Consider the following 26,130-nt stretch of genomic DNA (forward strand, 5'->3'; position numbering starts at 1 on the left):
ATATCGGAGATGCTATTTTCAATTTTCTGCTCAATGTCTTCGCTCATTCCTTAACCTCTTAGTTGATAATTGACTGTTAACAAAACTTTGACGGCTACAGGCTTTAAATAAAGTCAGAGCATTCAAATTAGTTTATGTAAAAGCTATTATCGGCATCCCCTTTGAAATCTTTAGTTTTTTTATCAAATATACCGTCGCGGCACTTCAAGCCCCCGAAACCCTGCGCCGGTTGCTGCAGGCTACAACGCCGGCTGGCTGGGAAAAACGGACTATCCGCAAGTAGCAGCGAGTTACGCTATGCGCTGGCGATTTATCAATTCCGTGCCAGGAATTATCCCCGCGCTTTTCTATTCCATCATCATTCAGCCAAAAAACAAAAAAGCCCACCCAATCTTCCGGGCGGGCTTTCAACTTAATACTTCAACTCACCCCATCTCAAATATCAAAACGGTCCAGATTCATTACTTTGGTCCAGGCGGCGACGAAGTCCTTCACGAATTTCTCTTTCGCATCGCTGCTGGCGTAAACCTCGGCGCTGGCACGCAGAACGGCATTCGAGCCAAACACCAGATCGGCGCGGGTGGCGGTGAATTTGGATTCCCCCGTGACGCGGTCACGACCTTCGAAACGTTCACCGGTGGAATCAGTGGCTTTCCATTCAGTGCGCATATCGAGCAGATTGGTGAAGAAGTCCGCGTTCAGCTCACCGGTTTTATCCGTGAATACGCCGTGCTGGCTGCCGTCGAAGTTGGTTCCCAGCGCACGCAATCCGCCAATCAGTACCGTTAACTCCGGTACGGTCAGCGTCAGTTGCTGGGCCTTGTCGATCAGGAGATTTTCAGTCGAGGTTTTGCCGGTATCACCGCGATAGTTGCGGAAACCATCGGCTCTCGGTTTGAGCAAATCAAACGACTCAACATCGGTCTGATCCTGACGCGCATCCACACGCCCCGGCGTGAACGGGACGTCGATGTCGACGTTAGCCGCTTTCGCTGCTTTTTCCACACCGACGACGCCCGCCAGCACAATCACATCCGCCAGCGACGCTTTCGGATGCGACTGCTGAATGGACTCCAGCACAGGCAACACGCGCACCGCTGCGGCGTTAACATCCCATTGTCTTTGCGGCAGTAACGCAAGACGCGCACCGTTTGCCCCGCCGCGTTTATCACCGCCACGGAACGTCGAGGCCGATGCCCACGCCACCGACGCCAGTTCGCCCGCCGTCAGGCCGGACGCCGCAATCTTCTCTTTCAGCACGGCGATATCAGCAACGGTCGGATGATAAACCGGCACCGGCAACGGATCCTGCCAGATTAAGTCTTCTTTCGGCACTTCCGGCCCGATATAACGCGCTTTCGGCCCCATATCGCGGTGGGTCAGTTTGTACCAGGCTCTGGCAAATGTTTCGTTAAAGGCCTGAGGATCGCTGTGGAACCGGCGCGAAATCCTCTCAAATTCCGGGTCAAATCGCAGCGTCAGGTCAGTGACCAGCATGGTCGGTTTGCGTTTTTTCGAAGTATCGAACGGATCAGGAATGATATCCGGCGCATCGGCCGCTTCAAACTGAATAGCGCCCGCCGGGCTGCGGGTCTGCACCCACTCATATTTGAACAGGTTTTCGAAGAAGTAGTTGCTCCACTGGGTTGGCGTTTGCGACCAGATGACTTCCAGACCGGACGTGATGGCATCCGGCCCGGCACCGCTGCCGTAGCTGTTTGCCCAACCCAGACCCTGCGCTTCGATCGGAGCGGTTTCCGGGTCAACGTCCACATGGCTGGCTTGTGCGGCACCGTGAGTTTTACCCAGCGTATGGCCACCGGCGATTAACGCGACAATTTCTTCATCGTTCATGCCCATGTTGCCGAACGTGGCGCGGATGGCCGGAGCCGCAGAGGCCGGATCACCGCTGTGGTTCGGGCCTTCAGGGTTGACGTAAATCAGCCCCATTTCGGTGGCGCCCAATGGAGATTTGGCAAGTTCTTCAGGATGACGATGTTCCAGCCAGGTGGTTTCGTCGCCCCAGTTCACATCCAGATCCGGTTCCCAGACGTCTTCACGCCCGGCACCAAATCCAAAGGTGCGGAAACCGGAATTCTCCAGCGCGACATTACCCGCCAGAATATAGAGATCGGCCCAGGAAATTTTTTGGCCGTATTTTTGTTTCACCGGCCACAGCAGGCGGCGCGCTTTGTCGAGGCTGACGTTATCCGGCCAGGAGTTCAGCGGTGCAAAACGTTGCTGACCACGGCCTGAACCACCACGGCCATCAACGGAACGGTATGTCCCGGCGCTGTGCCATGCCAGGCGAATAAAAAGACCAATGTAGCTGCCCCAGTCCGCAGGCCACCAGGGTTGCGACTCGGTCAGGACGCCTTTGATATCGGCTTTGAGCGCGGAGTAATCTAATTTGGCGAATTCTTTGCGGTAATCAAACGCCTCGCCCAACGGGTTTGAGCGGGCGGAATGCTGGTTCAGTAAATCGGTTCTGAGCTGGTTTGGCCACCAGTCGCGATTGCTTGTCCCGCCGCCAGACGTTTCATTCGTTTTTCCTGCATGAAAAGGACATTTACCGCCGGAGGCTTCACGCTCTGCTTCAACAATGGGTTTTGCGTCGTTTGCTTCTTCATCAATAGAACTGCTCATGCTCACACTCCTGTTATGTAGTCTCATTGCTACTCTATACGCGGATTTAAACCAGTCACATCTGGAACATCCTATGCATTTGATAGACCTTCCCTTCTGATCTCAGCGTTCGTTCTGTGAGTTTCCACAATTTCTGAATCCCGACACTGATTATAGAATAGCCAGTTAAAGTAAAAGGCTACTTTGCCGGTGTCGCAAAATGAAAAAAGCCCGCGCAGGAGATTGAGCGGGCTTTGGGTTTTTTATCGTCACGCAGCGCCGTTAGCGCGCAGAGGCCACCGGCTCCGCAGGCAAAATGGCTTTCAGCAAATACCGTGTGTATTCATGCTGTGGCTGTGTGAAAAGTGCCCCGCTTTCCCCTTCTTCGACGATTCTTCCCTGATACATCACGCCGACCCGATCCGCGACGTGCCGCACAACATTTAAATCATGCGAGATAAACAGATAGGCCAGCCCGTATTCGCGCTGGAGCGACATCAGCAAATTGAGAATTTGCGACTGAATCGACACGTCCAGCGCGGAAACCGGTTCATCACAAACGATCAGCTTCGGACGCAGGATAAGCGCCCGTGCAATGCCGATACGCTGCCGCTGTCCGCCGGAAAACTGCTGCGGATAACGCCCGGCATCGGTGGCATTGAGCCCGACCTGTACCAGCATTTCCACCACAGCCTTCTTCCGTTGATTGGCATCTTTTACGCCATGAATAATCAGCGGTTCTTCGATGCTGTAGCCCACGGTACGTTTCGGGTCAAGCGTTGAAAGCGGATCCTGAAAAATGATCTGGATGTCTTTGCGCAGGCTCCGCCATTGTGCGGCGTTGCGCGTCAGCAGCGGGACGCCGTCAAACTCGACTGTTCCACCTGAGGCGGGCGTCAGCCCTAAAATTGTGCGTCCGGTGGTGCTTTTCCCGCTACCAGACTCCCCGACCAGCGCGTAGGTTTCCCCGGCATGGATCGTGAAACTGACACCCTGTACGGCGTGGACGCTGTGGCCGCGCCGGTGAAAGGTTTTCGACAAATTATCGACCCGCAGCAGTGGCTGGCTCATGACGGGGATCCTGTGTTTTCAGCGTACCAGCAGCGCACCTGATGGGGCGCGCCACCCAGCGTACGTAGCGGCGGCGAGTCTTCAAGGCACCGCGTAGTTGCCCGGGAGCAGCGTCCGGCAAAGGCACAGCCCTGCGGTAAAGCGTCAAGTGCCGGAACGCTGCCGCGAATTTCATCCAGCCGGGATTTGGGTTCCCGACCGGCAGATGGCCGTGCCGCCAGCAGTGCCCGCGTATACGGATGACGCGGATGTTGAAACAGCGTCACAACGTCCGTTTCCTCCACCACTTGCCCGGCATAGAGCACGACGACGCGCTGGCAAAGCCTCGCCACCACGCTGAGATCGTGCGTGATAATCACGATACCCATCGCAGACTGCCGTTTGATGTCATCGAGCAGATCCAGAATCTGCGCCTGAATGGTCGCGTCCAGTGCGGTCGTAGGCTCATCGGCAATGAGCAACGAAGGCGCATTGGAGACGGCTATCGCAATCATCACGCGCTGACGCATCCCTCCCGAAAGCTCATGCGGATAAGCGCTGGCGCAGCGTGCCGGTTCGGGGATCCCGACCTGTTCCAGCAGGCTGATAACTTTTTCCCGACGCTGCTGCCGCTTCAGTGACGTATGCAAACGCAGGCTTTCTTCAATCTGAAAGCCAATGGTGAAAACCGGATTTAAACTGGACAGCGGATCCTGAAAAATCATCGCGATATCACGACCGCTGCGCCGCCTGCGGGTTCCTGACGAAAGCACATCCAGCCGTTCGCCGGAAAGTATAATTTCGCCATCAACCCGGCTGGTTCGCGGCGTCAGTAACCCCATCAGCGCCTGCGCAGTGACGCTTTTACCGCAGCCGGATTCGCCGATAATGCCGAGTGTTTCATGGCGCCCAACGTCAAAAGAGACATCGCGCACCGGCGTCACCACGCCTTTTGGCGTCGCAAAGCTGACCTGCAAATTATTCACCCGCAGCAAGTGTGGTTCGTCGAGAGGATCAGCCACGCTGTGCTCCTTTTTTCAACTGACGCATAACGCGCACAGGCAGGGCTTTCAGGCCCGGTTCCGCGCCGTCACGCAAATCATCCCCGATGATATTGAGCGCCAGAATCAGCAGCACGATGGCGATCCCGGGAAAAAATGTCATCCACCACGCAGTGAAAATCACCGCTTTGCCTTCCAGTAATAAATTACCGAGGCTTGGCGTGGGCGCAGGCACGCCGGAGCCGAGAAAACTTAGCGCCGCTTCCGTCAGGATCGCCACCGAAAAGACCCACGTCACCTGCACAATTAGCGGCGAAATGACATTCGGTAGCAGGTGCAACCAGATGATGCGCCCGGACGACGCGCCCTGCGCCCGCAGCGCTTCAATGAAATTTTTCTCTTTGACCACCATCGCCGCGCCGCGGATAACACGGGCTATCGACGGCACATACACCAGCGATAACGCCAGCACTACATTGGCGATATTCGGCCCCAGCACGCCGACAATTGCGATCGCCAGCAGTAATGAAGGGAAGGCAAACAGGCCGTCGCACACACGCATCAGAATCAGGTCCAGCGGGCGGAACCAGGCGCACATCAGCCCGACGGTCAGCCCCGTAAATCCGGCAATCAGCGCCACTGCCGCACCGACGGACAGTGAAACGCGTACCGCCACGGCAACCCGTACAAACAGGTCCCGGCCAAAATTATCTGTGCCAAACCAGTGCGCAGCATCCGGCGGTTTAAGGCGGCTTAGCGGGTCAATACTGTAGGCGTCGTAAGGGCTAAACAGGCTGCTGCAAAATGAGAGCAACACAATCGCCACCAGCACGCCGCCCCAGAAAAACAGCCTGGTATTGTTATGCAGCATCAGTTTTCACTTCCTTCAACGGACAGTCGCGGATCGGCCAGATAACTGAGCACATCAACCAGCAAATTGATCAGCACGTAGCAGACGGTAATCAGCAGAACCACCCCCTGAATCACAGTAAAGTCGCGTCGTTCAATGGAGTCCACAATCAGTGAACCGATACCCGGAATACCGAATACACTTTCAATGACAATCGTTCCTGTGACCAGCGAGGCAAAAGATTCACCGCAAATAGTAAGCACCGGGATCAGCGCGTTTTTCAACGTGTGACGCAGCAAAACCAGAGATTCCGGTACGCCTTTGGCGCGGGCAGTATTGATGTAATTCTCCTGCAAAACGTCGAGCATCACCGCGCGTGTCATGCGCGAGATCAGCGCAGCAATGCGAAATCCCAGCGCAATCGCCGGAAGCGTCAGATACCAGAGGTTCAGCAACCCGTCATCGTTGGTGGAACGATAACCGACCACCGGAAACCACCGCAGCCTGACGGCGAAGACAAAGATCAGGAACAGCCCCAGCAGGAAACCCGGCACCGACATTCCGAACGTCGCCAGCGACCGGATCACCCTGTCTGCCAGCCGTCCATGTTGCCAGGCGCTGACCACGCCCCCCGCCAGCCCGAAAGTAAGCGCAATCGCCAGCGCGTATAATGCCAGCGACATCGTCGGCGCGAGGTGCTGCATAAACAGGTCGGTAACGCTGGCATTGAGAAACAAAGAGTGGCCGAGATCACCGGAAATCACCGCACCAAACCAGCGCACAAACTGCGCCAGCAGCGGCTGATCCAACCCCATCTGCTGGCGCAGCGTTGCGATATCCTGCGGGCTGGCATCGTTACCGAGGATCACCAGCACCGGATCACCCGGCGCCAGATGTACCAGGCAAAACACCACCAGCGATACCACAAACAATACGGGCAACAGCGCCATCAGCCGGTGAAACAGAAACCACTTCATAAATCTCTCCCGTCAGGGCTGGGTGACCGTCACATTCCACAGCACTGGCCCGATCAGGTCATGGTAACCGTGCACGTTTTTCTTAATAGCGACCGGCTCCGGCGTGGTTCGTCCAAGCACAATGACCGGCAGGTATTGCCACGTCAGTACGTTAAGCTTATCAACCAGCCCTCTGGCGTCTTTTAGCGAGTGTGCCTGCTTGATGCCATCCAGAACCGTATCGATTTCCGGGCTGTTGCTCAGGCCGGGAAATCTGGCGCGGGAATCCAGGAAAGGATACTGATGCAGAACCTGTCGCATTGAGAATTCCAGTGCGCAGAGGTCGAAGTTTTTCGGATCCTGACGGCGCTGCAATACGGTCGGCCAGTCGTAGACATCCAGACGAGATTTCACGCCGATTTGCTTGAGAACCTGCTGTGCAACAATCGCCAGGTTGTAAAGTTCGGCATATTCTTTAGTGGCGATAATCACCACCTCCTGACCGTTGTAGCCAGACTCTTTCACCAGTTTGCGGGCTTCTTCGAGGTTATGCTGATTCCAGTACGGTTTACCCGCTTCGCTGTACCAGTCCACCTGCTCCGGGAAACCTAACGACGGATCTTCGACAAAAAAGCGCGGATCGCTGTAGCCAGCCAGCAGGGTCTGATGCACGTCGAGCGCCAGATTAAAGGCCTGGCGCAGCTTAACGTTTGCAAACGGCCCCTGCTGCTTGTTAAACAAATATGTGATCAATGAACCGCCGCTTTCCGGCCGCGTCAGCGACAAATCCGGAAGATTGCTGAGTGCTTCAATATTGTCTTTTGGCAAATTGAAAACGATGTCGTATTCCCCGGTCATGGCACCCGCGAGGCGCGTTGACTCATCGGTGATATAACGGAACCAAATATCTTTGACGTCTGCTTTTTTCTCACCCGACAACCCGCTGGCCGGTTCTTTGCGTGAGACGTAATTGTCATTACGCGTCAGATGCAAATACTCGCCCTGCTTGAATTCCGCCAGTTTGTACGGCCCGGTGCCAACCAGTTCGGTGACCGGTTTTTTCGTGCTGTTCGCCTCGTCAATCAACCGTTCCGGCATGATAGCAGCGATATTTTTCACATCCGCCAGCACGTTAAGCGTGATCAGCGACGGCGCTGGCAACGTCAGCTGCACCGTTTTATCGTCTATTTTGGTAAATTGCGCGCCGGGCAGATTGGCTTTACCTTGCGTGGAAACCGCCAGCCAGCGGTTCATCGAGGCCACCACATCGTCGGCCGTCAGCCGTTGCCCGTCATGGAAATGTATGCCATCACGTAAGACAAACGTGTAGGTTTTCCGGTCGTCGCTGAGGGTGTAAGACGCCACCAGTTCCGGTACCGGCTCAAACTTATCGTTAAGGGTAAACAGCTCTTCAAAGATGTTCCTGTCCACATCTGACGTTGCATTATTGGTCGTCAGATAAGGGTCGAGTGTGCCAGGGCGGTTGCCGTAAGCAATGTTTAGCGTGGCGTTCCGGTTGACCGTTTCAGCCTGCGCGTTATCCCAGGGTAAAGCCGCCGCCAGCAAGAGTGCGGCGGCAGAAAACATCATCTTCATTTTGTTGTAGCTCCGGTAAGATCAGGCGGCGTTTGAGCGATTTTTTTGCCCGGCAAATTCATCTTTAGCGTCCTGCAAAAGCGCAGGTTCGGTGAGCAGACGCAGCCCGGTGCGGGCCAGCACCAGCGCGCCGGTGATCAGTGCGTCATAACCCTGAACAGAGTTGGCGGCTTCGCGAAAAGCGACGGTGTGGCCGATAAGATCGTCAGGTCCGATTTTGATGTACGGGTGCGCGGTCGGTACGGCGTGGCTGATATCACCCGCATCCGTCGAGCCTTTGCCCTCTTTTTCGCTCAGATCAACGGTTTCACCGGCGGCCGTGAATTCTTCCAGCAGCACGCCATTGAGCACATGATTGATATTGAAATCCCGCGGCCCGACCTGATGCTCAATTTTGACCGTTGTGCCTGTCGCCAGCGCCACGCCATCGGCAATTGCGCGGATCCGTGGCTCAAGCGCCAGCACTTCTTCCCGCGTATCCGCGCGGATGTAATAGTGCGCTGAGGCGTATTCAGGAATAACGTTCGGTGCCTGCCCGCCGTTGGTGATAATGCCGTGAACGCGCACACCGTCCGGCAGTTGCTGGCGCAAGACGCTGATACCGTTATAGAGCAACACCAGCGCATCCAGCGCATTAACGCCTTTATGCGGTGAGCTGCCGGCATGAGACGGCTTGCCATAAAAATGAAAATACAGATGATTATTTGCCAGCGACGGGCCGGAAAGCCGCGTTCTCCCGGACGGATGCACCATCAGCGCGACGTCCACATCATCCAGAAAACCGTGTTCGACAAAGCGCGCTTTTACGTTGCCGTTCAGGCCGCCTTTGCCCCGCAATCCGCCTTCTTCAGCCGGCGTACCCAGCACCAACACTTTGCCGCCGGTTTCACTGAGCGTATCACTCAGCGCCACGGCGGCCGCAATGCTGCTCACGCCAATAATGTTGTGACCGCAGGCATGGCCGATATCGATCAGCGCGTCGTACTCCGCAAGATAGGCAATGGTCGGGCCGGGTTCACCGCTGTCTTTTACGGCGTAAAACGCGGTTTCATGCCCGGCAACGTTGGACGTCACGCTGAAGCCGTGTTTTTGCAGCAACGTCGTGAGCACGTCGTTGGCATAATATTCGTTATTCCCGGTTTCCGGATGCGCATGAATGTCCCTGGATATCGCAATATAGTCGTCACGGTGCTGATGAATACTCTGTTCCAGCCGGGCTTTTAATTCGCTATTGCTCATTGTTTTCACCTTTATATTGATGACAGTTAATTCATTTCAGAGAGTGTTCAGATGACGTTTCGCCTCCTGGCGGACGCGATGTAAAACGTGATGTTTGATTTCGCTGTACTGCGGATGCTCTGCAAGGGTTTCGATATCGCGTTCACGGCCAAAGGGAGAGACAATTTCTTCGACGATCTTGCCCGGTTTAGCCGACATCACCAGAATGCGGTCTGCAAGAAACAGCGCTTCCTCTACGTCATGCGTGACAAACAGCAGCGTGGTGTCGGTTTCCAGCCACGCTGAGCGCAGCAGTTCCTGCATCATCAGGCGGGTCTGGGCGTCGAGCGCGCCAAAGGGCTCGTCGAGTAACAAGACTTCCGGACCGGGTAACCACGCACGGGCCAGCGCCACACGTTGTTTCATCCCGCCGGATAACTGCCACGGCGCATGATGCTCAAAGCCTTGCAACCCGACGCGCGCCAGCCAGTCCATGGCTTCGGCGTTAACGTCCTCCTTGCGATGCCTGCTCAGACGCGGGCCAAACGTGACGTTATCAAGCACCGACAGCCACGGAAATAAATTCGGTTGCTGGAAGATCATGCCCCGCGCCGGGCCGGGTTTTTGTACAATCTTGCCGCCGCAAAGCACACGACCGGTATCGGGCTGAAGAAAGCCTGCGACCAGATTAAGGATGGTGGATTTGCCGCAACCCGACGGCCCGAGCAAAACGACAAATTCGCCCTTTTGCAACGTTAAGGAGATGTCTTCCAGCACGGTGAAGGCGTGCGGTTTTGCGGTAAACTGCAACGACACGTCTTCAAGCGCAATTTGTTCAGCCATTATTCTTTTCCCGCCCAGGGCACAAACAGGCGTTGCAGCCCCAGAAGTAATAAGTCCAGCAAATACCCAATGCCGCCGAGCAGCAAAATGCCCAGCATGACAATATCCGTACGTAAATATGAACTGGCGTTGATGACCATCCAGCCCAGTCCCGAACTGGCGGCGACCATTTCAGCGGCAATCAGCGACGTCCAGCCGATCCCGACCGACAACCTGACCGTCGTGAAAAGCTCCGGCAGCGCATCGGGCAGCACCACGCGCAGGAAAATCTGCCTGCGTGATGCCCCGAGCGTTTGCGCCACCCGAATGCGCGAACGCCCGATGCGCTCGACGGCGGCATTCGCGCCAACCACAACGCTCAGAAATGTGGCGATGAAAATGAGGAAGAACTTGGAGGCTTCGCCGATACCCAGCCAGACGACGGCCAGCGGGATCAGTGCAATCTTAGGCAGAGGACGCAGAAACTGAACGAACGGATTAAGTACCGCCGACAGCCCTTCCGATAATCCCATCAGCAGCCCCAGCGGAATGCCTAAAATAACCGCCACCGAAAAAGCACTCAGCGCCCGTGCCAGACTGACCGCGACGTGCTGCCATAACGGCACCTGACGGTAACCGTCGGCCAGCAACTCTTCGGTAGTCAGGCCGATGTCGGTCAGCGAAGGCAGCAGCAGCGGATCCACCCACTGCCTTGTCGCGGCGATTTGCCAGAGAGCAAAGAAAATCCCGACCGATATCACGCTGATCGTGATGTGTTGCCCCATCTTCATTTTGCGGTGGCTGCCGCATCACGGATGTATTGGGAGTTGATGGCATTGTCCCAGCTGGCCGGAATATCACGCTTACGCAGTTCGCCAATGCCTGCGAGGAAATCCGAGGTTTTCGTCAGCGCTTTGCCGATACCGCTGTCGCTGGTTTGCGTGCCGTTCCCCAACCACGCCGCCGTGCCCTGCTCCGCCAGCGTCGGATATTCCAGCCCGCCCAGCGTGTTGGCCGCCGTGGTCACCGGCGCGCCCACTTCTTTGGCCACGATGGCCGCCGCATGCTCCGGATCGCGTTTAAACTCGTCCACTTTTTGCTGATGAACGCGCAGGAATGCGGTGACAACTTCCGGATATTGCTGCGCAAAGGCTTTACGCACCACGTAGTTGTTGTAAATCAGGTAACCGTCTTTTTGCAGATCTTTGGTCGCAAAGACCTGATGACCGCCGGAAGACTCCAGCTCCTGAGCGAACGGTGCCCAGACATAACCCGCGTCAATATCGCCGCGTTTCCATGCAGCGACCATTTCTGCGGGACGCAGGGGTAATAACGTAATTTTGCTGCGATCCAGTTTGTTGACGCTGATTGCCGCTTCCAGCGCATATTGCGCCGTAGAATTCGGCGGATAAGCCACGCGCTTACCTTCAATGTCTTTAATATTATGAATGCCGTCTTTACCAATCAGCCGTTCATAAGTCGCAATTACCCCGGAAACACCAATAATTTCCACCGGTAATTTACGCACAATACCGGCAGTCGCCGGGCTTGAACCGAAGTTGGCAATATCGATGGCGTTGCTGGCGAAATACGTCAGCGCATCCGCACCGGTAGCAAACTGGACCCATTTCACTTTGCTGTTTAATGCTTTGTCTAAAGAGCCGTCAGCTTTTGCCAGTAATAACACCTGAGAACCGCCGCTGTAGGCGACCCGTACTTCTTCCGGTGCTGCAGCAAACGTCGCGTGCGTCCACAAGCTACCCGCTGCGAGTAATAAGCAGAGACTTTTTTTCATTCTAATTATCCTGTAAATAAATTAAGCAATTAGCGCCGACCCAGTATATTCAGACCGGGCCGGTTTATTTAGATGGATTATTGCTAAGTATTTATTCGTGGCAAGATTAGGCGGGCGTTTAAATAACGTTATTTATTATTCGCAAAAATAATATAGCGCTTTCAGGTTAACGCGCGAATTTCCGTGACCCGGCCACGCAGGCAATGACGCCGAGTGTGACGGCGAGCATCAGCGGGTTGACGGTTTCATGCAAAATCGTGGCAGACAACGCGAGCCCGAAGAATGGCTGGAGTAACTGCAATTGCCCGACAGCGGCGATCCCGCCAATCGCCAGGCCCTTGTACCAGAAGATAAACCCGATGAGCATGCTGAAAAGCGACACGTAACCCAGCGCAATCCAGGCAGAAACGCTGACAGCGCTGAAGGATGCGGGCCGCAGAATGACGGAGGCAACGAGCATAAACGGCAGCGAAATGATCAGCGCCCAGCTGATCACCTGCCAGCCGCCTAAAACGCGGGTGAGTTTTGCGCCTTCGGCATAGCCCAGACCACAAACGGCCACCGCCGCGAGCATCAGTAAATCGCCGGTCAGCGAAACTGAAGCACATTGCGAGAGGGCGAATCCGACAACCAGCAGGCTGCCGATCACTGAAAAAATCCAGAAAGCGGCACCCGGCCTTTCTCCGCCGCGGATCACGCCAAAAATCGCCGTCGTGAGCGGAAGCAGCCCGAGAAAAACGATGGAATGAGCCGACGTAACGTGTTCAAGCGCCATCGCCGTCAGCAGCGGAAAACCTGTCACAACGCCCAGTGAAACGATGATCAGCGGTAAAATCTGCGATGCTTTAGGGCATTTCTCGCGGGTTACGTACACCAGTATCACCGCGAAAAAACCCGCAACCGACGCGCGGGCAAAGGTGAGGAAGAACGGGTCCAACTGCATCACGGCGACACGCGTGGCGGGCAGCGAGCCGCTGAAAATTATCACGCCCAGTAAACCGTTAACCCAACCGGATAACGCGCCCGGTTCTGATTTAATACCCCCTGTCTTATTCACTTTTGTTTTAGGTACCCCTGAATTAACCACGCAGACCTCACTGTAGGAATTTGAGCAATGAACGCGGCGATGGTAGTCTCCTCAATCCGGTACAATCAAATTATTGTCATGGATACAATTCATGAAAGCCCGATACAAAACCCTCGTCGATAACCTCGCGAAAGCCATCCGTTCCGGCACGCTCGCAGCAGGTACAAGGCTGCCGACGCACCGTTTTCTGGCGGCGAAAGAGCACATTTCGCTGGCGACCGCGACCCGCGTGTATACCGAACTGGAAGCGATGGGACTGGTCAGCGGCGAAACCGGACGCGGCACGTTTGTACGTGATATTTCCCTGCCTGCGGGGCACGGCGTCGATCAGCATGTTATCGCGACCGACGTAACGGATCTGAACTTCAACTATCCTGCACTGCCCGGTCAGGGTGAATTGCTGCGCGAAGCGCTGCGCCAGATGGCCACCACGGGCGATATCGAATCCCATCTGCGCTACCAGCCGCACGCCGGCAGGCTGACCGACCGCGAGATTATTGCCCGTCATCTGGCCGGAAACGGCTTCACGCCGGAAGCTGAAAACGTGCTGATCGTCAATGGTGCGCAGCACGGCCTGACGGTTACGGTGATGGGGCTGCTCCGCCCCGGCGATGTGGTGGCGGTTGATGCGCTGACGTACCCCGGATTCAAGGCGCTGGCGGCACTGTATCACCTTGAACTTGTGGCTATTCCGTCTCATCCCGATGGGCCGGATCTTGACGCACTGCGCCAGCTTTGTGCCAGACGGCATGTGCGTGCGGTTTACACCATGCCCACGCTGCACAATCCCCTCGGCTGGGTTCTGGATCGCAATCAGCGCAAAACGCTGGCGGAGATTGCCCGAGAGCATGATTTGCTAATTATCGAAGACACCGCGTATGCCTATCTCGTGCAGCGCCCGCCGCCGCCGGTCGCGTTTTATGCACCGGAACGCACCGTTTATGTCACCGGTTTTTCAAAAAATGTCGCGACCGGATTACGCGTCGGTACGGTGATCTGCCCTGCACAGCACCGGCCCGCGATTGAACGGGCAATCCGCTCGACAATCTGGAATACGCCGTCGCTGATGACCACACTGGTGTGCGGCTGGATTGAAAACGGGACCGTGTCGCGGTTTGAAGCGCTGAAAAGGCGAGATGCGCGGCAGCGACAGGGTGTGGCGAAGGAGTGTCTGGGCCCGCTGACGTGCATCACACATCCGGTTTCGTACTTTCTCTGGCTACCGCTGGCGGAAGATGTCAGAGCCGAACGGGTGGTCAGTGCGTTAATGGACAGCAATATTTCTGTTTCGTCCGCCGCACCTTTTTGCACGTCGGTCAATGTGCCGCAAGCGCTGCGGCTCGCGCTCGGTTCAGTTTCCATCGAAGTCCTGCGCACCACGTTACACAAGGTTCGGGAAACCATTGAGTTCGAGCAATACCGGTGATCACAGGCATAAAAAAACCCGCTTGCGCGGGCATTTAAACTGTATTCCTAACCTACCCGTGAACGACTTTTTTCGCGTCCAGCGCTTTATGAATTGCGGCTTCGAGTTCGTTGATTTCGAATTTCGCCACATACCCGTCGGCACCGACTTTGCGGACGTGATCTTCATTGGCGCTGCCCGAGAGTGAGGAGTGAATAATCACCGGGATATTCTTCAGGAATTCGTCACGTTTGATATTGAGCGTCAGCGTGAAACCATCCATTTCCGGCATTTCCAGATCCGTCAGCACGAAGGAGATCTTGTCTGAAATTGGTACGCCAGCGGCTTTGCATTCTTCGGCCATTTTGCGGATTTTATTCCAGGCTTCCAGACCGGTTACGTGCATCTGCGCCGGGATTTCCATCATGTTCAGACCTTTTTCCAGCATCTGGCGCGCGACTTTGGAGTCTTCCGCAACAATCGCCACCGTGCCCGGTTTCATCTTGAACGAGCTGGTTTTCTTCTTGTCCATGTCGATATTGTTGTTCGGGATAATGTCGTGCAGGATTTGCTCGACGTCCAGCACCAGCGCCAGACGGTTGCTGGATTTATCGTTATCCAGACGCGCAATGCTGGTGATGTTACGGCTCTTCACACCGGATTCTGCCGCCAGCACCTGGCTCCATTCCAGACGAACAATGTCGTCCACTGATTCCACCGCAAAAGCCTGCGTGCTGCGGGCATATTCGGTGACCAGCAAAATATTCAGCCCGGTTTTCGGCACGCAGCCGACGACCGCAGGCAGGTCTATCACCGGAATAATTTCACCGCGAATATTGGTCATCCCCATCATCGGCGATGACATTCCCGCCGCCTTGGTCAGCGCCGGCATAGGGACAATTTCACGCAGCTTGAAAACGTTGATGCCAAATAATTCTGACTGCTCTTCATCAGGCGATGAGCCCAGACGGAACAACAGTAATTCAAACCGGTTTGATGAAGTGAGATTTGTTCTTTCATCAATTTCTTTCTGAAAATTATCCATACTTTCCCCATGCCTTCGTTATTAGTTTTCGTGTGCGTTTGCCGTGCGCGTCATTCGGAAAATCAGGAAATTAATTTTCTTTTTTTCTCAGAGGGACGGCTTATTTATCGGCCCGGACGGGGAAATTCTTTAGTGCAGAGAGGAAATTGAGCAGGAGAAAGATATCCGGCACCCGGGAGATGCCGGAAAAAGCGGTTAACCGGCGATTTTCACCAGCGTTCTGCCCTGAATTTTATTATCGAGGAAATCCGCCGCCACGGCCGGAGCCTGTTCAAGCGTAATTTCAGTCGCCGCCTGCTCGTAGAAACTCTGCGGCAGGATTTTCAGCAGACGTTCCCAGACGGCAGTACGGCGGTCAGCGGGCACGGAAACAGAATCCACGCCCTGCAAACGCACGTTGCGCAGAATAAACGGCATTACGGTCGTCGGCAGACCAAAACCGCCCGCCAGCCCGCAGGCCGCCACGCAACCCCCGTAGTTAGTTTGCGCCAGCACTTTGGCCAGCACTTTGTCACCGACGGTATCCACCGCGCCCGCCCAGATTTGTTTTTCCAGCGGACGGGTTTCGGCGAAATCATCGCGGGAGAGAATTTCGCTGGCACCCAGTTTACGCAGGTAATCGTGCGTGGACTCGCGGCCGGTTACAGCGGCAACGGTATAGCCGAGCGTATGCAACAATGCGACAGCCGTACTGCCCACGCCACCGCTGGCACCGGTCACGACGACGGTTCCGCTTTCCGGTTTAACGCCCGCCTCCTCCAGCGCCATCACGCACAACATGGCGGTGAAACCTGCCGTGCCGATGATCATCGCATTACGCGCCGCCAGCCCCTCCGGCAAAGCCACCAGCCAGTCGCCTTTCACGCAAGCCTGTTCTGCCAGACCGCCCCAGTGTGTTTCGCCCACGCCCCAGCCGGTGAGAATGACCGGCTGGCCAGCAGTAAAGCGGGCGTCATTGCTGCGGCTGACGCGGCCGGAAAAATCGATCCCCGGCACCATCGGAAACTGACGGACGATTTTGCCTTTGCCGGTGATCGCCAGCGCGTCTTTGTAATTCAGACCGGACCAGCTGATATCCACCAGCACATCGCCTTCCGCCATTTCCGGCAGTGTGATCTCTTTAACTTCGGCCAGTGTGGCTTTGTCTTGCTGTTCCAGAACCAGTGCTTTCATTTTGTTCCCTTAATTATTCAGGAGTTCGAAGAGTTGTCGTTAGAAATGCGATGACTAACGTAATGATTGCAGGTGCTATTTTTGAATTTCTTATTGAATGTTTTTCTGAAAATATGCCCAAAACTGATTCAGGGGTTCGGCTGAACGGAACAGTTTGGCGCGCATCACTGCCCCTTCCCAGCCCGACCAGAAGATCTCCGCCAGTTGCGCAGGAGGCGTGCCGGAGTTTATGCCGTCCACCCGCTGCGCTTCTTCCAGACAACGCGCCACGCGGTTTTCCCATTCCTGCAAAATCGCTTTCAGCTTTTCCGGGAAATCATCGGGAAGCAGGGGGGATTCCTGTAATAAATTGCCGACCAGGCAGCCCCGTTTAAATTCAAATCTCGCCATACTCTGACCAGCGTGATCGACAAATGCGCCGATGCGTTGCAGAGGCGCCAATGCGTCATTGAGTAAAAACTTATCAAGCTTATGGGCGAAGAACGCACCGTAGGACGTTAGCACTGCCATGCCGAAATCCTGTTTGCTGGCGAAATAGTGATAAAACGATCCTTTGGGTACAGAGATGTTTTTAATCACCGCATCGATACCCGCCGACAGATAGCCCATCTCCGTGATCACTTCCAGCCCTGAGCGGATCAGCGCGTCACGCGTATCCGCAAACTCGCGTTCAGTTTTCGGCGGACGGCCACGGCGGGGCTTTTTAGCCGCTACGGGCGGGGCTTCGGGCGGGATTGTCAGTGCATCACTCATAATTTAGACCGATCGTTTTTTAATTGCCAAAAGCCTACCCCCAATTCTCTGCGCAGGCAACCCCGTCATTCCCTGAACAGCAAAAAGCCCGCCGCGGCTGAACCGGGCGGGCTGTTTTTAAAGATCAGTATGTTGTAACTATTTAGCGCTCACAGCCTCACGAACAGTTTCCGGCGTGCTGTAGCGATTGGTTTTGAACGGAATATCCAGCCGCTCGCGCAGCGTATGCGCCTCGGAAGGATGCCAGTAACCGCGCGCCGCCAGCACCGGCAGCACCAGACGGGTGATGTCGTCGAGCGCTTCGGTCAGCACCGGTCCGCTGATGATAAACCCGCTCGCACCGCCCTCCTCCACCCAGCGGATCAGGCGGTCGGCGACCTGTTCCGGCGTACCGAAAAACTCACCGCGCGGCAGCGTGGTCTGATACGCCACTTCACGCAATGTGAGGTTTTCCTCTTTCGCCTGTTTCTTGATGCTGTCGGTGGTGGAACGGAACGTATTCTGGCCTAAATCGCCCAGCTCAGGGAACGGGCCATCCGGCGGGTACTGGCTGAAATCGTGATGGTCAAAGAAGCGGCCGAGATACGCCAGCGCGTCGTCGAGGGAAAGCAGCGAAAGCAGGTACTGATATTTGGCTTCCGCTTCTGCTTCAGTTTTGCCGACAACCGGGCTGATGCCGGGGAAAATTCCCACCGGATGACGGCCATTTTTTGCTACCTGCGCCCGGAGTTTGGCGGAGTAATCCTGCGCCTCTTCCAGCGTGCGCGCATTGGTGAAGACTGCATCAGCAGATTTACCCGCCAGTGCGATACCCGCATCAGAAGCGCCCGCCTGGAAAATCACCGGCTGCCCCTGTGGCGAACGCTGGATATTCAGCGGGCCTTCGACCGAGAAAAATTGCCCCTGATGATTGAGTTTGTGCAGTTTGGCTGCATCGAAAAACACGCCGCTTTCGCGGTCACGCACAAACGCGCCGTCTTCCCACGAATCCCACAAACCCTGCACCACGTTGATGTACTCTTCCGCAATCTGGTAACGCAGCGCATGCTCGGGATGATCTTTGCCAAAGTTTTTCGCCGAACCGGCCAGCGGCGACGTCACCACATTCCAGCCCGCACGGCCCTGGCTGATGTTGTCAATCGACGCCAGCTGGCGCGCCACAGTAAACGGATCGCTGTACGACGTCGAAATCGTCCCCGCCAGCCCGATGCTGTGGGTGGCGGACGCCAGTGCCGACAGCAGCGCAACCGGCTCAAAGCGGTTGAGGAAATGTGGCAGCGATTTTTCGTTGATGTGCAGACCGTCGGCCACAAACAGGAAATCAAAACCGGCGGCTTCAGCGCGCAACGCTAAATCGCGAAAATACGGAAAATTCACGCTGGCATCGGCAGGCGCTTTTTCGTGACGCCATGAATTCATATGCCCGCCTGCCCCGTGCAACATCAGACCGAGCTTGATACTTTTTGAATGGCTCATGAGAACTCCTTAAAGCTGGCCAGCCAGCAATTCGATGGACTTCAGACGCACGGCGGCATCTGTCAGTGGGGTATGAATGACAAATTCGTTAACGCACAGACGGCGCTGAATGTCGCGCAGCTGTTCATGAATATCGGCGGGCGTGCCGTGCAGCACACTGATCTGCTGCTGTTCAATGCGGTACTGCGTCGCCCCGGCTTGCCGGACAAACGCTTCGGCCTGTTCGCGGGTGCCGACAGTCACATGTTTATCGCCAACGGTGACGCGGAAATTATGTTGCTCTGCCACCAGCGCGGCGGCTTGTTCCCGCGTTTCGGCGGCCAGCACCGCAAGGCTGACCAGCGCCTGCCCCTGTCCGGCGGAATATTCGTGGTACGCCAGCACCGATTCGGTCATCACTTCTGCGGACGTGTTGATGAAACCGGCAAAAACAAAATTCCAACCCAGCGAGGCCGCCAGACGGGCGCTTTCTTTGCTCGCGCCCAGCAGGAAACGCTGCGGCACAACCGGCGGCTGCGGCAATGCGCGGGCTTCGACACCGGCCAGATTGTCGTCGAGATGAGTCAGATAATGCGTCAGTTGCTGTAACTGCGCGGGGAAACCGGGTGCGGAATCTGCCGGAGCATGGCCCCGCAGCGCTTTGGTTGATAGCGGTAAACCGCCGGGCGCTTTGCCGATGCCGATATCCACCCGATCGGGCGCCAGCGCAGAAAGCAGATGAAAATTCTCCGCGACTTTGTAGGGGCTGTAATGTTGCAGCATGACGCCGCCGGAGCCGATCCGCAGCGTCGAGGTCTGAGCCAGAAGCCAGGCAATCAGCACTTCCGGCGAGCTGCCTGCCAGCTTTTCTGTGTCGTGATGTTCAGAAACCCACAGGCGGTGATAACCGAGTTTTTCTGCCGTTTTCGCAAACGTCAGCGTGGCCTCCAGTGCCTGCTCCGCACGTTGTCCTTCATTTATCGGGCTTTGGTCTAATAAGCTCAGTCGGTAATTCACTCGGGGTATTCCTTTTATCCACAGATTTCAATTCATGAAAAAAATCAGTTCATGTTAAAAAGAGTTCCATGAAGTGAGGACAAAGCTAAATAATTAAATTGCGCATCGATAGCCATTATTTTGCTATGCGCCCTGAGAAGAAAACTGCTTATAAAATATAGCCACAGAGTCTTTAGCGAAAAGGGGTTTCCTGTCTACGATGAAATGACTGCAACCACACCTTATAAAAGGCTACGAATAATGAGCATTTCACTTGCCAATGAAGAGCGCTCCGGGACGCTGTCCGGTTCATCCTTATTAGAAAGCAAACTCATCGCCCATCGTCGTGAATTACATCAGAACCCTGAATTATCGAATCAGGAATTTGCGACCACGCAAAGAATTACCGGCTGGCTGAATGCGGCCGGAGTACGGATTTTGGATCTCGGGCTGAAAACCGGCGTTGTGGCTGAAATCGGCTCTCCGGATGGCCCGCTGGTGGCGCTGCGCGGTGATATTGACGCGCTGCCGATTGAAGAAGCGTCCGGCGTGCCTTTCAGCTCGCAACATCCCGGCGTGATGCACGCCTGCGGCCACGATTTTCACACGTCCGTTATTCTTGGCGCGGCGTATTTACTCAAAGCCCGCGAAGACCAGCTTCCGGGGCGCGTGCGTCTGTTTTTCCAGCCTGCGGAAGAGCGGTTTGGCGGCGCATCGCAGCTGATTAAAGCCGGTGCGCTGGAAAACGTTGACGTCATTTTCGGCCTGCACAATGCGCCTGAGCTGCCGGTCGGCACCTTTTCCACCAAAGGCGGCGCGTTCTATGCCAACGTTGACCGGTTCAGTATCACGATCACCGGCAAAGGCGCACACGCCGCGCATCCCGAGGAAGGCGTCGACAGTATTGTCACCGCCAGCCACATCATTTCGGCGCTGCAAACCGTGGTCAGCCGCAACGTCAGCGCGCAGGAAGCGGCGGTGGTCAGCGTCACGCGCATTGAAGGCGGCAATACCTGGAACGTGCTGCCGCAAACCGTCGAACTCGAAGGCACCGTACGCACACATAACGACGCTGTCCGCGAACAGATTCCGGAACGTATCCGTCAGGTAATTTCTGGCGTGGCCACGGCACTGGGTGCGAAAGCCGAACTGCACTGGTTTGGCGGGCCGCCGGCGGTGGTGAATACGCCACGCTGGGCGGATTTCAGCCTGGAAGCAGCGGCTGAATTTGGCTATAAAGCGGAAGTCGCGACGGCGCAAATGGGCGGCGAAGATTTTGCTTTTTATCTGCATCACGTCCCCGGCGCGTTCGTCAGCATCGGTTCCGCCAGTGAATTTGGCTTGCATCATCCGCAATTTAATCCTGACGAATCCGCTATTTATCCGGCAGCCGCCTATTTCCAGCAACTGGCTGAGAAAGCACTGCGGGAATTAACCGGAAAATAGCCTTCTTTAATTTCATTCCTGTTGAAATGCCCGGTAATCCGGGCGTTTTGCGTGGCTATTTCAGGCAGGCCTTTATTTCCAATTTATCTCTTTCATTATTTAATTTTGTTGTTTTACATCCCTGTAACACTCGGGAATAGTGAAATTGTCGTCTCACTGTCATCACCACATACAATAAGAATGCAGGGTATAAAAATAATGATGAAACACAGCCTTAAATTAACCACCATCGCCGCTTTATTAAGTCTTTCTGCACTGGCACAGGCTGCACCGGGTATCGACCTGATTGCGAATGAAAAACCCATTAACGCGCCGAAAAGCCCGGAAGCTGTGGCAAAAATCCCGGCTAACTTTAAGTTTGTTGAACCCGGCACGCTGACCGTGGCGCTCGCCGTGCTGGGCAGCGCCCCGCCGTTTGGCCTGTATGCCCGCGATAATAAGACCGTGATCGGCAGTGAAGCGGATATCGCCCGTCTGGTCGCCGACGGTTTGGGCCTGAAACTGAAAGTGGTTCCGGCTTCCTGGGAAGACTGGCCGCTGGGCGTGACCTCCGGGAAATACGACGCCGCCATCTACAACATTACCGTCACGAAAGACCGCAAAACCAAGTTTGATTTCGCCACGTATCGCGAAGATACGCTGGGCTTTTACGTGAAATCCGACAGCAAAATCACCTCGATTCAATCCGCGCCGGATATCGCCGGGAAACGCATTATTGTCGGCTCCGGCACCAATCAGGAAGCCGTGTTGCTGGCGTGGGATAAAGAGAATCAGGCCAAAGGCTTACCGGCGCTGAAACCACAGTACGTCACTGATGACGCCGCCGCGACGCTGGCGATCCAATCTGGCCGCGCCGATGCGACCTTCGGGCCAAACGTCACCGGTGCCTACAAAGCGCTGTTAACCGGCAAAACCAAACTGGTCGGCACTGTGCCGGGCGGCTGGCCGAAAACCGCGAACATTGCCGTGACACTGAAAAAAGGCAACGGTCTGGTGGACGCGGTTCAGGCATCCCTTAACAGCGCCATCGCCAACGGCACCTATTTGCAGGTGCTTAACCGCTGGGGTGAAAGCGTTGAGAAAATCGACCACTCCGAAATTAATCCGCCAGGACTGGGCGACTGAGTAAAGAGGATTGCATCATGAGCGATGACGTTTTTATCCAGACCGTGCCGGAAGACCCGCTGATTGCGCCGTTCATTCAGGGGCTGTTCGGTGAATACCGCGAGCGCTACGGTGAGTATTTCTCCAGCCAGCCGCCGGAAGATGACAGCGTATTTTCCAAACCGGACGGCACGTTTATTGTGCTGCTGAGAGACGGAGCGCCCATTGCGATGGGTGCTTACAAACGCTACGACGAGAAAACGGCAGAGCTGAAACGCATCTGGACGCACCGCTCACTGCGGCGCCAGGGGCTGGCACAGAAGGTTTTACTCGAACTGGAACGCCGCGCCGCCGCTTACGGTTATCAGCAAGTTTTCCTCACCACCGGTTTCCGCCAGCCGGAAGCGGTCGGATTGTATTTGTCCCACGGTTATCAGCCATTGTTTGACACGCGTCTCGACCCGGATGTCTATTCCCGCCCGCCGTACGACGGTCGTTTGCCGTTTACCAAGGCGCTGACCGCTGACGTCCCTGTTACCTGAAATTGCCAGAAGAAAGAGAACACCATGAGTGAAAACGCCCCGACTTCCGTGAAACATCCGCCGCTAAAAGTGGTTCCTGCACGCTATCCGTGGCGGGTGGCTGGCGCGATATTTTCAGTTTTTATCCTGCTGGGCATCGTTGAGTCAATTGCGACCAACTCCCGCTGGGAATGGGGCGTTTTTCGCCAGTGGTTCTTTGACCCGGTCATCCTTTCCGGGCTGGGGAAAACGCTGCTGCTGACCTTACTGGGCACGCTTTTTGGCATTATTTTAGGGACGGCGCTGGCCCTCGCCCGCCTGTCAAAATCCTATCTGATGAATGCGCTGGCCTGGGGATATATCTGGCTGTTCCGCTCGCTACCGCTGTTGCTGGTGTTGATCATCCTCTACAACTTTTCGTATCTCTACGACAGCCTGTCGCTCAGCATTCCGTTTACGTCCATTTCCTTTTTCAGCACGCCAACCGTGAATTTGCTGGATCAGTTCTCGGTCGCGGTTCTGGGGCTTTCGCTGGTGCAGTCGGCATATACCGCAGAAATCATCCGTGGCGGGATTTTAGGCGTCGAACACGGCCAGCACGAAGCCGCCGCCGCGCTCGGTTTACCGGCCTACCGCCGGACGTTCCGCATCATTTTGCCTCAGGCCCTGCGCTCGATTCTGCCGACCGGTTTTAACGAAGTAATCAGTCTGGCGAAAGGCACATCGATTGTTTACGTGCTTTCCATGCCGGAGCTGTTCTACACCGTACAGGTGATTTACAACCGCACGCAGCAGGTGATCCCGCTGCTGATGGTGGCGACCGTGTGGTATCTGCTGATTACCACCGTGCTGTCGGTGCTGCAATATTACGTCGAGCGTTACTTCTCGCGCGGCACCGTGCGCCAGGTTGCGCCTACGCCGTTGCAGCGTCTGCGCCAGTGGCGTATCGCCCGTTCATAATTCTGGAGAAATCTATGTCTGAAGCCTTTGATTTATTCGTAAAACCGCCTCATGACGCGTCCGTTGAACGGTTGTTTCCGCGCCAGCCGCTGGCCGCCACCGTCGGGCGCATCGAGATCAATAACCTGAGCAAATACTATGGCGCGCATAAAGCGCTTGATAACGTCAGCCTGAGCATCGAACCCGGCACGGTAACGGTGATCCTTGGCCCGTCCGGCTCAGGGAAATCTACCCTGCTGCGCACCATCAATCATCTGGAACGCGTCGATGAGGGGTTTATCCAGATTGACGGCGATTACATCGGTTACCGCCGCAAAGGCGATACGCTGTACGAACTGAAAGAACGCGCAATCCTCAAACAACGCACCCACGTCGGGTATGTTTTCCAGAATTTCAATTTATTCCCGCACATGACGGTGCTGGATAACATCATCGAAGCGCCCGTCGTTCACGGCTTGCTGAACCGCAAACAAGCTATCGCCCGTGCTTATGAGCTGCTGGATACCGTCGGTTTACGCGAAAAAGCCCACGCCTGGCCGCGCCATCTTTCCGGCGGCCAGCAACAGCGTATCGCCATCGCACGCGCCTTAGCGCTCAATCCGAAAGTGATGTTGTTCGACGAACCCACCTCCGCGCTTGATCCGGAGCTGGTCGGCGAAGTGCTGGACGTCATCAAAAAACTGGCGCAGTCAGGTGTGACGCTGGTGGTGGTCACGCACGAAATCGGTTTTGCGCGACAGGTCGCCGATCAGGTGGTGTTTATGGTGGATGGCGCCGTTGTCGAGAGCGGAAGTGCAACGCAGGTGCTGGACAGGCCGGTGCATAAGCGGACAAAAGCCTTCCTGGAGAAGGTGCTTTAAGATTGGCAAATTTATTCACTTGCGGTGAGGGTCAGGACCTTGGGGTTACAGCCCAGACTGGCTACAAGGAGCGCCTTTCGCCGCGCCCCTTGAAAATCCCGGTTTTTTTTACTGCGAGCAATAGCGCGCAGTAAAAAAGACGCGGAGATTCAAAAGAGGGCTCGTCATAGCCCTCTTTTGTCGGTTTCGGCGCAGGGAGTTAAGTGTTCACAGTGATTGAAAAACCGAAACTTTCTCGGCCACTTGGGTGATTGAACGCCCACCCGTTCTGCCTATTTCACACTCGCCATCGGCGGATCCATCGCCACTTTGCCTTTCACGGCTTTATTCTTCACTCTCCGCGACCACATCGCGGTCAGAATCGGCACCAGTATTGAGGTGACAATCACTGACGTGGCGACCAGCGCCGTGGCGGCCGGGGCGACAGGTTTGAACTGTGGCACCATTTCGGCAATCAGTACCGGCGTGGCCACCGCGGCACCGGCTGAACTGGAGGCGGCAATGCCTGCGGTACCGTCGCCGCCGCCGATGAATTTATCGGCCAGTATCAGCGGAATGCCGGTCAGGATAATCACTGACACGCCCAGCATCACACCCAGCAAACCGGTTTGTGCGATAACGCTCAGGTTGATGGTGTTACCCAGTGCGAATGCGAAGAACGGGATCAGCGTCTGAACGGCTTTACTGAAGAATTCGCGTAATTCCGGGTCGAGGTTCCCCAGACCAAATCCAATCAGGAACGGCAGGACGGCGCCGACGAAAACATGCGGTTCAAACGAGGCAATTCCCGCCGTACCGAGGATGATCATGGTCATCAGCGGGCCGGATTCCAGAGACATCAGCACGAAGGCGCCGGCCTCTTCTTTTGTACCGTATTGCTGCATGACCGAGGCATATAGCCCGCCGTTGGTCATGTCCATGGACGCGACCAGCGCCAGAACGGATAGCCCGGCGAAGAAGCCAAACTCGACGCCGTTTTCCGGCATAAAGCGCGAAGCCACTGCCGCGACAATCCAGGCGACGGCAATTTTTGTGACCACCAGCGTGCCGGATTTACGCAGAACCGTCCCGGTGGCGCTCAGTTTGATGGATGCCCCCATGCAGAAAAACCAGACGGCCAGAATCGGCACCGTGCCGGTGATCAAACCGTTGGTGAAGGAGCCAAAATACTTACCGGAATCAGGCGCAAAGGTATGACACAAGGCACCGATGAAGAGAGGCACTAACATCATCCCGCCAGGGATTTTTTCTATCGCTCGTTTAATGTGCATTATTTTTCACCTGATTTAAAAGGAACGGACTTCCGAATGCCGCTACGTTATCCATTTCTCAGGGCTATAAAAGTGATGCAACTCATAAATTGAAACGTTGTTTCTATTTTATAGATCGGTAGTTTTAATAAATATTCCGTC

23 protein-coding genes are annotated in these 26,130 nt (G+C 55.6%); 6 read left to right on the forward strand and 17 right to left on the reverse strand.

Annotated elements, in window-relative coordinates; all coding sequences use genetic code 11:
* Positions 1–435: 435 nt before the first annotated feature.
* From katG to J1782_RS02560, 11 genes are all read right to left on the reverse strand, one after another.
* Positions 436–2,646, reverse strand: a complete 2,211-nt coding sequence (gene katG / locus J1782_RS02510; protein WP_254302892.1) for a catalase/peroxidase HPI — start codon at positions 2,644–2,646, stop codon at positions 436–438.
* A 261-nt stretch (positions 2,647–2,907) separates the two neighbouring features.
* Positions 2,908–3,696 (reverse strand): ABC transporter ATP-binding protein, encoded by a 789-nt coding sequence (locus J1782_RS02515; RefSeq protein ID WP_217152310.1) that lies wholly within the window; start codon positions 3,694–3,696, stop codon positions 2,908–2,910.
* On the reverse strand, positions 3,693–4,697 hold the full coding sequence (locus J1782_RS02520; RefSeq protein WP_152325975.1) for an ABC transporter ATP-binding protein: 1,005 nt from the start codon (positions 4,695–4,697) through the stop codon (positions 3,693–3,695). Before J1782_RS02520 ends, J1782_RS02515 begins: the two co-directional genes overlap by 4 nt.
* Entirely contained in the window at positions 4,690–5,547 is an 858-nt protein-coding gene (locus tag J1782_RS02525; RefSeq protein WP_152325974.1) for an ABC transporter permease, read from the reverse strand. Before J1782_RS02525 ends, J1782_RS02520 begins: the two co-directional genes overlap by 8 nt.
* Complete coding sequence (locus J1782_RS02530; protein WP_208950442.1) at positions 5,547–6,503, reverse strand: ABC transporter permease; 957 nt, start codon at positions 6,501–6,503, stop codon at positions 5,547–5,549. Before J1782_RS02530 ends, J1782_RS02525 begins: the two co-directional genes overlap by 1 nt.
* Before the next feature lie 12 nt (positions 6,504–6,515).
* Positions 6,516–8,078: an ABC transporter substrate-binding protein gene (locus J1782_RS02535; protein ID WP_217152311.1), complete on the reverse strand. Its 1,563-nt coding sequence runs from the start codon at positions 8,076–8,078 to the stop codon at positions 6,516–6,518.
* A gap of 21 nt (positions 8,079–8,099) precedes the next feature.
* A complete protein-coding gene (locus tag J1782_RS02540) occupies positions 8,100–9,317 on the reverse strand; it encodes a M20 family metallopeptidase (protein ID WP_208950444.1) in 1,218 nt (405 codons plus the stop codon).
* Positions 9,318–9,353: 36 nt separating this feature from the next.
* Positions 9,354–10,139 (reverse strand): ABC transporter ATP-binding protein, encoded by a 786-nt coding sequence (locus tag J1782_RS02545; protein WP_217152312.1) that lies wholly within the window; start codon positions 10,137–10,139, stop codon positions 9,354–9,356.
* Positions 10,139–10,909, reverse strand: coding sequence for an ABC transporter permease (locus J1782_RS02550; protein WP_152325969.1), 771 nt, complete (start codon positions 10,907–10,909; stop codon positions 10,139–10,141). The genes J1782_RS02545 and J1782_RS02550 overlap by 1 nt, the downstream gene beginning before the upstream one ends.
* Positions 10,906–11,913 (reverse strand): glycine betaine ABC transporter substrate-binding protein, encoded by a 1,008-nt coding sequence (locus J1782_RS02555; protein WP_152325968.1) that lies wholly within the window; start codon positions 11,911–11,913, stop codon positions 10,906–10,908. The genes J1782_RS02550 and J1782_RS02555 overlap by 4 nt, the downstream gene beginning before the upstream one ends.
* 166 nt (positions 11,914–12,079) lie before the next feature.
* Positions 12,080–12,970, reverse strand: a complete 891-nt coding sequence (locus J1782_RS02560; protein WP_152325967.1) for a DMT family transporter — start codon at positions 12,968–12,970, stop codon at positions 12,080–12,082.
* 121 nt (positions 12,971–13,091) lie between these two features.
* Between J1782_RS02560 and J1782_RS02565 the strand changes: the two genes are divergently transcribed.
* Positions 13,092–14,426 (forward strand): PLP-dependent aminotransferase family protein, encoded by a 1,335-nt coding sequence (locus J1782_RS02565; RefSeq protein ID WP_217152313.1) that lies wholly within the window; start codon positions 13,092–13,094, stop codon positions 14,424–14,426.
* A gap of 52 nt (positions 14,427–14,478) precedes the next feature.
* Here J1782_RS02565 and J1782_RS02570 read toward each other — a convergent pair whose 3' ends face one another.
* The 5 genes from J1782_RS02570 to J1782_RS02590 form a co-directional block, all read right to left on the reverse strand.
* Positions 14,479–15,450 carry a chemotaxis protein gene (locus tag J1782_RS02570; RefSeq protein ID WP_152325965.1) on the reverse strand — a complete coding sequence of 324 codons (972 nt, stop codon included), beginning with the start codon at positions 15,448–15,450 and terminating at the stop codon, positions 14,479–14,481.
* A 195-nt stretch (positions 15,451–15,645) separates the two neighbouring features.
* The gene (locus tag J1782_RS02575; protein ID WP_217152314.1) at positions 15,646–16,623 is read right to left on the reverse strand and encodes an oxidoreductase; all 978 of its coding nucleotides are present in this window, start codon (positions 16,621–16,623) and stop codon (positions 15,646–15,648) included.
* Between the two features lie 90 nt (positions 16,624–16,713).
* Entirely contained in the window at positions 16,714–17,376 is a 663-nt protein-coding gene (locus tag J1782_RS02580; protein WP_217152315.1) for a TetR/AcrR family transcriptional regulator, read from the reverse strand.
* 138 nt (positions 17,377–17,514) lie between these two features.
* Positions 17,515–18,852: an LLM class flavin-dependent oxidoreductase gene (locus J1782_RS02585; RefSeq protein ID WP_217152316.1), complete on the reverse strand. Its 1,338-nt coding sequence runs from the start codon at positions 18,850–18,852 to the stop codon at positions 17,515–17,517.
* Between the two features lie 9 nt (positions 18,853–18,861).
* Positions 18,862–19,848: an MsnO8 family LLM class oxidoreductase gene (locus J1782_RS02590; protein WP_217152317.1), complete on the reverse strand. Its 987-nt coding sequence runs from the start codon at positions 19,846–19,848 to the stop codon at positions 18,862–18,864.
* A gap of 240 nt (positions 19,849–20,088) precedes the next feature.
* On the opposite strand from J1782_RS02590, the gene J1782_RS02595 reads away from it, so the two are divergent.
* From J1782_RS02595 to J1782_RS02615, 5 genes are all read left to right on the forward strand, one after another.
* Positions 20,089–21,273 (forward strand): M20 peptidase aminoacylase family protein, encoded by a 1,185-nt coding sequence (locus J1782_RS02595; RefSeq protein WP_217152318.1) that lies wholly within the window; start codon positions 20,089–20,091, stop codon positions 21,271–21,273.
* Between the two features lie 201 nt (positions 21,274–21,474).
* On the forward strand, positions 21,475–22,398 hold the full coding sequence (locus J1782_RS02600; protein ID WP_195812951.1) for an ABC transporter substrate-binding protein: 924 nt from the start codon (positions 21,475–21,477) through the stop codon (positions 22,396–22,398).
* Between the two features lie 17 nt (positions 22,399–22,415).
* A complete protein-coding gene (locus tag J1782_RS02605) occupies positions 22,416–22,919 on the forward strand; it encodes a GNAT family N-acetyltransferase (RefSeq protein ID WP_152325958.1) in 504 nt (167 codons plus the stop codon).
* A gap of 24 nt (positions 22,920–22,943) precedes the next feature.
* Positions 22,944–23,858, forward strand: coding sequence for an amino acid ABC transporter permease (locus tag J1782_RS02610; RefSeq protein WP_208950452.1), 915 nt, complete (start codon positions 22,944–22,946; stop codon positions 23,856–23,858).
* 14 nt (positions 23,859–23,872) lie between these two features.
* Positions 23,873–24,718, forward strand: a complete 846-nt coding sequence (locus tag J1782_RS02615; RefSeq protein ID WP_244370381.1) for an amino acid ABC transporter ATP-binding protein — start codon at positions 23,873–23,875, stop codon at positions 24,716–24,718.
* A gap of 272 nt (positions 24,719–24,990) precedes the next feature.
* On the opposite strand, the gene kdgT is transcribed toward J1782_RS02615, so the two are convergent.
* Positions 24,991–25,989: a 2-keto-3-deoxygluconate transporter gene (kdgT, locus tag J1782_RS02620; RefSeq protein ID WP_195812549.1), complete on the reverse strand. Its 999-nt coding sequence runs from the start codon at positions 25,987–25,989 to the stop codon at positions 24,991–24,993.
* Positions 25,990–26,130: the final 141 nt, after the last annotated feature.

This window comes from Rahnella sp. BCC 1045, from assembly GCF_019049615.1.
Lineage (GTDB): Bacteria > Pseudomonadota > Gammaproteobacteria > Enterobacterales > Enterobacteriaceae > Rahnella > Rahnella contaminans.